A 6,645-nucleotide genomic window follows, 5' to 3' on the forward strand; every position below is an offset into this window, starting at 1 on the left:
GGGTTTAATTCATTAATTCAGTTCAGGAAATAAGGCTTCAAGCGCTCGTTCAGCTAGGGGTTGTGAATGTCCGATAGCAGGAAAAAGGTGCAAACTCATCATTGGATTGTAGTTAGCCTCTAGCACAGCGTAAGAATTGGAGTTAGATAGAGGCTCTTGATAGTTCTTGATAATGATATCTACTCCACAGAAAGTGGATTTCATAGCTGCAGCTGTTCTTTCAGCAATTTTAATAAAATCTGAATGAACTTGATCGGTTCGATCGATGGCAATTCCTCCGGAAGAAACATTAGAATTTTTTCTTAAGTAGACTTTTTTACCATTAACGGGAATTGATTGCAGAGAATAGTTTTGTTCAGCAAGAGTTATTCTTTCTATTTCACCTTTTTCTAATAAGGTAAGAGGAGCTAGATGTCTAGGCCCTCTGAATGGATGGTTATTTTCGAGATCGATTAACTGTTCAACAGTGTGCTGGCCATCGCCAATAATATGAGCGGCTTGTCTTTCACAAACTGCTAAAACTTTTTGATTTTGCACATAAAATCTTAGTTCAATCCCTTCAATAAATTCTTCAACTAATACCGTATGATCGTGTTTGAAAGCTTCCTTCATAGCTTTTGTATAGGTTTCTTTTTCTGGAAAATTTTCGAAGATAGTAATTCCCAAACCATAGTTAGTATTTTGCGGTTTAATTACGATTGCAGATTTGTCTAATAGAGAATAATAATTGATTGCTTGATCTAAATCATTGAATTTTCTCCCTTTAGGTGTTTGAATTTTTTCTCTATCAAGAACCAATTTAGTAGCTGATTTGTTATCCATTAAGAAGTATGAAACCTGGCTGTCTAAGGAAGTCATATTAGCACTTTTGATTAATTCTGTATGCTCATTGAATTGAAGTTCAATTAAGTTATCTTCAATATCAACGATGGTAACTTGAATACCAAGCTCTATCGCTTTTTTTATTAAGGCTTGTGTCGAAAGTTCTAACTTCTCAAAACCATGAAGGAGATATTTGTTTTTTAAAGACTGTCTTTGAAAAATTTGGCTAAGTTTAAGCAAGCCCTGGGAAAGGTCTTTAAAGTCGGTATATTGACTAGTGATTTGGCCTGCAAGCGTTTGGGAGGGTTGCTCTATTTGCATAAACTTTTTAGCAACAAGCTGACCTAAATAAGAGTCGGGATAGTAATGAGCATCTAGGTTTTCTGCAACAGTTTGTAAGGTATATGAGAAAGACTTAATAAGTTCTTTATTGATTAATGGATCGATAGGGTTAGATTCTGCTGTATTTTGGTTACGTTCATTGGCTAGATTAATTTCTTCTTCGCTAATTGACTGTTGGTGAAGAAGAAGAGCAAGAATCCATACTTTTACAAAATCGAGGTCTTCCAAACTGATTCCAAATGGTTGAAAAGGATTAAGATCAAAATTTCTAAATTCTAAATAAGAAATGCCCTCCTTGAGCATTGCGCGATTAGGTTTAGCCCCCCGCATTCTAACATCTCGGTAGAGCTCCTTCTCAAAATGTAGAATCCCCTGAAAAATGAGATCTTCAATATCTGTGACATATGTTTGAAAATTATTATAGGAAACTGAAACGTTTTTACTATTCCTGTAGCCATAGCGACTTTGGCGAACTGATTTCATAACTGTTTTGTGGGGTTTGCCGTATAAAACAGTCTCGTAATCATCTGAAAAATAAGGGGTGGCCCCTAAAAGATAAGTTAATACCCAGCGGTAGTAAAGATATTTACGTGTCAAGTCCATGTAAACCTTATTTCGATTGGAGATATATTTTGATTTTGAGGAATTCAGTTTTTGATTTAAAAGCTGATCATTAATTTGAAAGTTATAATGGATGCCTGATAGTAGTTGAACTTTTTTGCCGTAGTATGAAATAAGATATTTACGATAATTATAGTCATCTTTATTATCTAATTCAGCGCTTCGAATTTGATTAATATTAGATAATTGAGGTGGCATACTATAAGGCCAAAGCATTTCTGCTGGCTTCGAATTTGAAATTCTATGCTGTGTTATCTGGTGAAGACCAGCTAACCAATTGATTACCTCTTCATTAGTAGAAAAGGGTGGAGTAATTAACTCTAATTGACTTTCAGAAAAATCAGTTTGAAGATAAGGGTGGAAGGAACGGTTTCCCCAATCATGAGGATGGTCACTCTCACTAATTGATCCGTTGAAATTGATTCGAACGGTTTCTCGTTCGAGTCCCACGGTCGATTCCCAAAGTAATGGCAAATCTTCGATTGTAAACTCAATAATTTTATTCATAAGAAAGCTCCTCTTATATGAAGTAATTAATATTATAACAAAGTGATAAGAAAAAAGGTGAAAAAAATTTGAAAAGCCCTTGACTTAAGAAGACAACCCATGTTATATTATTTCTTGTCGTCACGAACGACCGAAACGAAAGAAAAAAAGTTTAAAAAAACTTTTTAAAAAGGTTTGACAAAAAGTCTAAACCATGCTAGTATATAGAAGTTGTCACTTATGGCAGCGAAGCTCATTGAAAACTGAACAAAGACAAACACCAAAATGTGTAAGGGTCTATTCGTTAAACCGGATAGAAACAACCGAATATAATTCGAGACATACTGCAGACCAGCAGTAAAAAAAATCAATAGCTAGTAATAGTAATGAGCAAAAGCTCAAATTCTTTCATGAGAGTTTGATCCTGGCTCAGGACGAACGCTGGCGGCGTGCCTAATACATGCAAGTCGAACGAACCGCGAGAGAACTTGTTCTTTCAAGGTTAGTGGCGCACGGGTGAGTAACACGTGGAGAACCTACCCTTCAGCGGGGGATAACCATTGGAAACGATGACTAATACCGCATAGAATCGCAGATCGCATGATCAACGAAGGAAAGACGGCTTCGGCTGTCACTGAAGGATGGCTCCGCGGTGCATTAGCTAGATGGTGGGGTAAAAGCCTACCATGGCCATGATGCATAGCCGACCTGAGAGGGTGATCGGCCACATTGGGACTGAGACACGGCCCAAACTCCTACGGGAGGCAGCAGTAGGGAATCTTCCGCAATGGACGCAAGTCTGACGGAGCAACGCCGCGTGTGTGAAGAAGGTCTTCGGATCGTAAAGCACTGTTGTTAGAGAAGAACGACCGAATGAGTAACTGCATTCGGAGTGACGGTATCTAACCAGAAAGCCACGGCTAACTACGTGCCAGCAGCCGCGGTAATACGTAGGTGGCAAGCGTTGTCCGGATTTATTGGGCGTAAAGGGAGCGCAGGCGGTGACTTAAGTCTGATGTGAAAGCCCACGGCTCAACCGTGGAGGGTCATTGGAAACTGGGTCACTTGAGTATAGAAGAGGAAAGTGGAATTCCATGTGTAGCGGTGAAATGCGTAGATATATGGAGGAACACCAGTGGCGAAGGCGACTTTCTGGTCTATAACTGACGCTGAGGCTCGAAAGCGTGGGGAGCAAACAGGATTAGATACCCTGGTAGTCCACGCCGTAAACGATGAGTGCTAAGTGTTGGAGGGTTTCCACCCTTCAGTGCTGGAGTTAACGCAATAAGCACTCCGCCTGGGGAGTACGGTCGCAAGACTGAAACTCAAAGGAATTGACGGGGACCCGCACAAGCGGTGGAGCATGTGGTTTAATTCGAAGCAACGCGAAGAACCTTACCAGGTCTTGACATCTGCTGCATAGCCTAGAGATAGGTGAAGTCCTACAAGACAGCAAGACAGGTGGTGCATGGTTGTCGTCAGCTCGTGTCGTGAGATGTTGGGTTAAGTCCCGCAACGAGCGCAACCCTTATCATTAGTTGCCAGCATTCAGTTGGAGACTCTAGTGAGACTGCCGGTGACGCACCGGAGGAAGGTGGGGATGACGTCAAATCATCATGCCCCTTATGACCTGGGCTACACACGTGCTACAATGGATGGTACAACGAGCAGCGAACTCGCGAGGGTAAGCGAATCTCTGAAAGCCATTCTCAGTTCGGATTGTTCTCTGCAACTCGAGAGCATGAAGCCGGAATCGCTAGTAATCGCGGATCAGCACGCCGCGGTGAATACGTTCCCGGGTCTTGTACACACCGCCCGTCACACCACGAGAGTTTGTAACACCCGAAGCCGGTGGCCTAACTTATAGAGGGAGCCGTCGAAGGTGGGATAGATGATTGGGGTGAAGTCGTAACAAGGTAGCCGTATCGGAAGGTGCGGCTGGATCACCTCCTTTCTAAGGAGTAGTTGGAACCTACACGAAAGGTTACTGTCTTTGTTTAGTTTTGAGTGAGCTTCTTTATGAAGCAACTCAATCGATCATTGAAAACTGAATACACCAAACAAGATTGATCATATTCTCGATGCGAGGTATGACAATCACATTATTTCTTAAAAAAGATATAATGAACCGAGAAATTGACCGAGTCTATGAAAAGATTCATAGAGTAAAAAAACAAGCGAAAATATTGTGGTTAAGCAATAAAGGGCGCACGGTGAATGCCTTGGCACTAGGAGCCGATGAAGGACGCGACGAACAGCGATATGCTTCGGGGAGCGGTAAGTACGCTAAGAACCGGAGATTTCCGAATGGGGGAACCCAATGATTGTAGAAGATCATTATCCGCAAGGAAGGTAGACGCAGAGAACTGAAACATCTAAGTACCTGCAGGAAAAGAAAATAAGAATGATTCCCTAAGTAGCGGCGAGCGAACGGGGAAGAGCCCAAACCAGCGTGCATGCACGTTGGGGTTGTAGGACTCCACTACGAGACCAGACGATTTAGTAGAAGCCCATGGGAAGGGGCGGCAGAGAGGGTGAGACCCCCGTATGCGAAAGATCAACTGGCTCAGGAGTATCCTGAGTACGGCGGGACACGAGAAATCCCGTCGGAATCCACCAGGACCATCTGGTAAGGCTAAATACTCCCTAGTGACCGATAGTGAACCAGTACCGTGAGGGAAAGGTGAAAAGCACCCCGGAAGGGGAGTGAAAGAGTACCTGAAACCGTGTGCTTACAAGTAGTCAGAGCCCGTTAAGGGGTGATGGCGTGCCTTTTGTAGAATGAACCGGCGAGTGACGATAGTTGGCAAGGTTAAGTAGAAGATACGGAGCCGTAGCGAAAGCGAGTCTGAATAGGGCGCCAGTCAGGTGTCGTCGACCCGAAACCAGGTGACCTACCCATGTGCAGGTTGAAGGTGTGGTAAGACGCACTGGAGGACCGAACTCACATACGTTGAAAAGTGTGGAGATGACGTGTGGGTAGCGGAGAAATTCCAATCGAACCTGGAGATAGCTGGTTCTCTCCGAAATATATTTAGGTATAGCCTCAGAGGAAGAGTTGTGGAGGTAGAGCACTGTTTGGACTAGGGGCCCTTTCGGGTTACCGAATCTAGATAAACTCCGAATGCCACAAACTCATCTCTGGGAGTCAGACTGCGAGTGATAAGATCCGTAGTCGAAAGGGAAACAGCCCAGACCACCAGCTAAGGTCCCAAAGTAACTGTTAAGTGGAAAAGGATGTGGGGTTGCCTAGACAGCTAGGATGTTGGCTTAGAAGCAGCCATCATTTAAAGAGTGCGTAATAGCTCACTAGTCGAGTGACCCTGCGCCGAAAATGTACCGGGGCTAAACAGTCCACCGAAGCTGTGGATTCTAATTTATTAGAGTGGTAGGAGAGCGTTCTATGTGCGGCGAAGCTGTACCGTAAGGAGCAGTGGAGCGCATAGAAGTGAGAATGCCGGTATGAGTAGCGAAAGACGGGTGAGAATCCCGTCCACCGATTGACTAAGGTTTCCAGGGGAAGGCTCGTCCTCCCTGGGTTAGTCGGGACCTAAGCAAAAGCCGAACGGCGTATGCGATGGACAACAGGTAGAGATTCCTGTACTTGGGAAATACGATTTAAGCAATGGAGGGACACAGGAGGTAAATCCACGCAGACTGATGGAAATGTCTGTAGAAGCAACGAGTGAGATGGTGAGTCAAATGCTTACGATTAATGATGAGTTGTGACCTGGAGCGAAATTAAAGTAGCGAAGGTGGATAATCAAACTGTCGAGAAAAGCTTCTAGCTAGTATAACCAACCCGTACCGCAAACCGACACAGGTAGTCAAGTGGAGAACACTAAGGTGAGCGAGAGAACTCTCGTTAAGGAACTCGGCAAAATGACCCCGTAACTTCGGGAGAAGGGGTGCTGACGCAAGTCAGCCGCAGTGAATAGGCCCAGGCGACTGTTTATCAAAAACACAGGTTTCTGCTAAATCGCAAGATGACGTATAGGAGCTGACGCCTGCCCGGTGCTGGAAGGTTAAGAGGAGCGCTTAGCGCAAGCGAAGGTGCGAATTGAAGCCCCAGTAAACGGCGGCCGTAACTATAACGGTCCTAAGGTAGCGAAATTCCTTGTCGGGTAAGTTCCGACCCGCACGAAAGGCGTAACGATCTGGGCACTGTCTCAACGAGAGACTCGGTGAAATTATAGTACCTGTGAAGATGCAGGTTACCCGCGACAGGACGGAAAGACCCCATGGAGCTTTACTGCAACTTGATATTGAGTGTTTGTGTGACATGTACAGGATAGGTAGGAGTCAAAGAGCTGTGTACGCCAGTATGCAAGGAGACGTTGGTGGGATACTACCCTTGTAATATGAACCCTCTAA

The 6,645-nt window shown here is 44.1% G+C and carries 1 protein-coding gene and 2 rRNA genes; 2 read left to right on the forward strand and 1 reads right to left on the reverse strand.

Translation table 11 applies throughout. The features are described 5' to 3' along the window. Positions 1-12: 12 nt before the first annotated feature. Positions 13-2,292 (reverse strand): bifunctional glutamate--cysteine ligase GshA/glutathione synthetase GshB, encoded by a 2,280-nt coding sequence (gene gshAB, locus ACQV2G_RS02770; RefSeq protein ID WP_428874194.1) that lies wholly within the window; start codon positions 2,290-2,292, stop codon positions 13-15. A 385-nt stretch (positions 2,293-2,677) separates the two neighbouring features. On the opposite strand from gshAB, the gene ACQV2G_RS02775 reads away from it, so the two are divergent. Next, a 16S ribosomal RNA gene (locus ACQV2G_RS02775) occupies positions 2,678-4,225 on the forward strand. 236 nt (positions 4,226-4,461) lie between these two features. Further along, a 23S ribosomal RNA gene (locus tag ACQV2G_RS02780) occupies positions 4,462-6,645 on the forward strand; the annotation flags it as partial.

This window comes from Facklamia sp. P12955 (assembly GCF_050409565.1).
GTDB lineage: Bacteria > Bacillota > Bacilli > Lactobacillales > Aerococcaceae > Facklamia.

Bases quoted from the DNA above. Each gene is read 5' to 3' on its own strand.
- gshAB (WP_428874194.1), bottom strand. From the start codon at position 2,292: ATGAATAAAATTATTGAGTTTACAATCGAAGATTTGCCATTACTTTGG.